The following is a 1,663-nucleotide window of genomic DNA, read 5'->3' on the forward strand; positions in this document are numbered from 1 at the left end:
TTTAGCTTACTTTTGATGAATTATTTACTCCGTTCTCTTCTTGGTGCTTCATCTTATCCCACATTCTGAAGAATGGGAAGTAGATAGCTAGAGCGATTACAACGTTGACAGCCTGCATAACCGCACCTGAAATTTTCCCGCCAGTTGCTAGGTATCCACCGATAATTGGTGGTGTTGTCCATGGAATGGCGATTCCAGCTGGCTTTGCCACTAAACCTAACTTCATTGAGTAGTAAGTCACAACGATTAAAACAATTGGTGTTAAGAAGAATGGTACGATTAGTAATGGGTTCATTACGATAGGTGTACCGAAAATGATTGGTTCGTTGATCATGAATGTTCCAGGACCAGCCGATAATTTACCTAATGCCTTCATCTGTTGGCTCTTTGCCCAGAAAAGCATTAACATGGCTAGACCAAATGTGGCACCTGTACCACCGATATTGACGAATACTTCAAAGAATTGTGATGTAAAGATATTTGGTAATTCTTCACCCGCACGGAATGCAATTTGGTTTTCTTCTGTTGCCATTAACCAAACTGGGCTTAGTACACCCGCAACGATGTTTGTTCCGTGTAGTCCTGCTGACCAAAGCATCATAATCAGCATGTAAGCAACAATGGAACCGATTAAGCTTCCACCTAATAATCCAAGTGGCTTACCAAGTATTAATTGAACCACATCATGAATACTGCTGATTCCAAAATATTCAATCACTAAGCGAAGTAAGAAGATAATTGTGATAACGATAAAACCAGGAACAAGTGCAACAAACGATTTACTTACTGCCGGTGGAACGCTATCTGGCATTTTAATAACGATATTCTTCTTAAGGATAAAGTTGTATACTTCTGTTGAGAATAAACCGATTAAGATGGCTACGAAAAGTCCTTTACTTCCCATAAATGCAACGGGAATCGCTCCTCCAACTGCAATTGCTTCCGCTGCCCCATCTGGAGTAAACGGTACATTGAAAGGTGTAGCTAATAAGAACGCACACAGTGAGATAACCCCAGCTGTAATGGCGTCAATGCCATATCGCTCCGCTAGACGATAAGCGATACCAAACGCAGCGATTAGACCCATCATGTTAAAAGTAGCATCCGTTGGATACATCAACTTGGCTAGCCATTGATCTCCGAACACGCTTGCCATGAAATCGGCATAACCAGGAATCGGTAGGAAGCCTAAGATTAGGAATACAGATCCGATAATAATCATTGGCATTGCTAGGATGATTCCATCTTTTAATGCACCTAAGTGTCTTTGTGCCGCTAATTTACCAGCAAAAGGCATAAACTTTTCTTCTAGGAAATTTAAAAACTTATTCATCATGTTTCATTCCCTTCTCTATACAGAGATATTTAATTTTTTAGTGCTACTGCTGTTTTTAATACTTCTGCCCCGTTACACATTCCGTAGTGAATTGGGTTAATAGAATCAACTGGGATATTCTTTTCTTGTCCAAGTTGTTTCATTTGTGGTAATAGGTAACGTACTTGTGGTCCAAGAAGAAGTACATCCGCTTGATCAATATTCGCTTTCACTTGATCCGCACTTACTGCCCAAATTTTTGACTCAAGACCTTGTTCTTTTGCAGCCGCTTCCATTTTTGTAACTAGTAAACTTGTAGACATACCTGCCGCACAGCATAATAAGATG

2 protein-coding genes are annotated in these 1,663 nt (G+C 40.2%); both read right to left on the reverse strand.

The window, feature by feature from the left end; genetic code table 11:
- Position 1: 1 nt before the first annotated feature.
- The gene (gene celB, locus BKO01S_RS23535; RefSeq protein ID WP_066060208.1) at positions 2-1,333 is read right to left on the reverse strand and encodes a PTS cellobiose transporter subunit IIC; all 1,332 of its coding nucleotides are present in this window, start codon (positions 1,331-1,333) and stop codon (positions 2-4) included.
- A 32-nt stretch (positions 1,334-1,365) separates the two neighbouring features.
- On the reverse strand, positions 1,366-1,662 hold the full coding sequence (locus BKO01S_RS23540; protein ID WP_232311311.1) for a PTS sugar transporter subunit IIB: 297 nt from the start codon (positions 1,660-1,662) through the stop codon (positions 1,366-1,368).
- Position 1,663: the final 1 nt, after the last annotated feature.

Origin of the sequence: Robertmurraya korlensis NBRC 107688, assembly GCF_001591645.1 — a bacterium.
Lineage (GTDB): Bacteria > Bacillota > Bacilli > Bacillales > Cytobacillaceae > Robertmurraya_A.

Bases quoted from the DNA above. Each gene is read 5' to 3' on its own strand.
- celB (WP_066060208.1), bottom strand. From the start codon at position 1,333: ATGAATAAGTTTTTAAATTTCCTAGAAGAAAAGTTTATGCCTTTTGCT.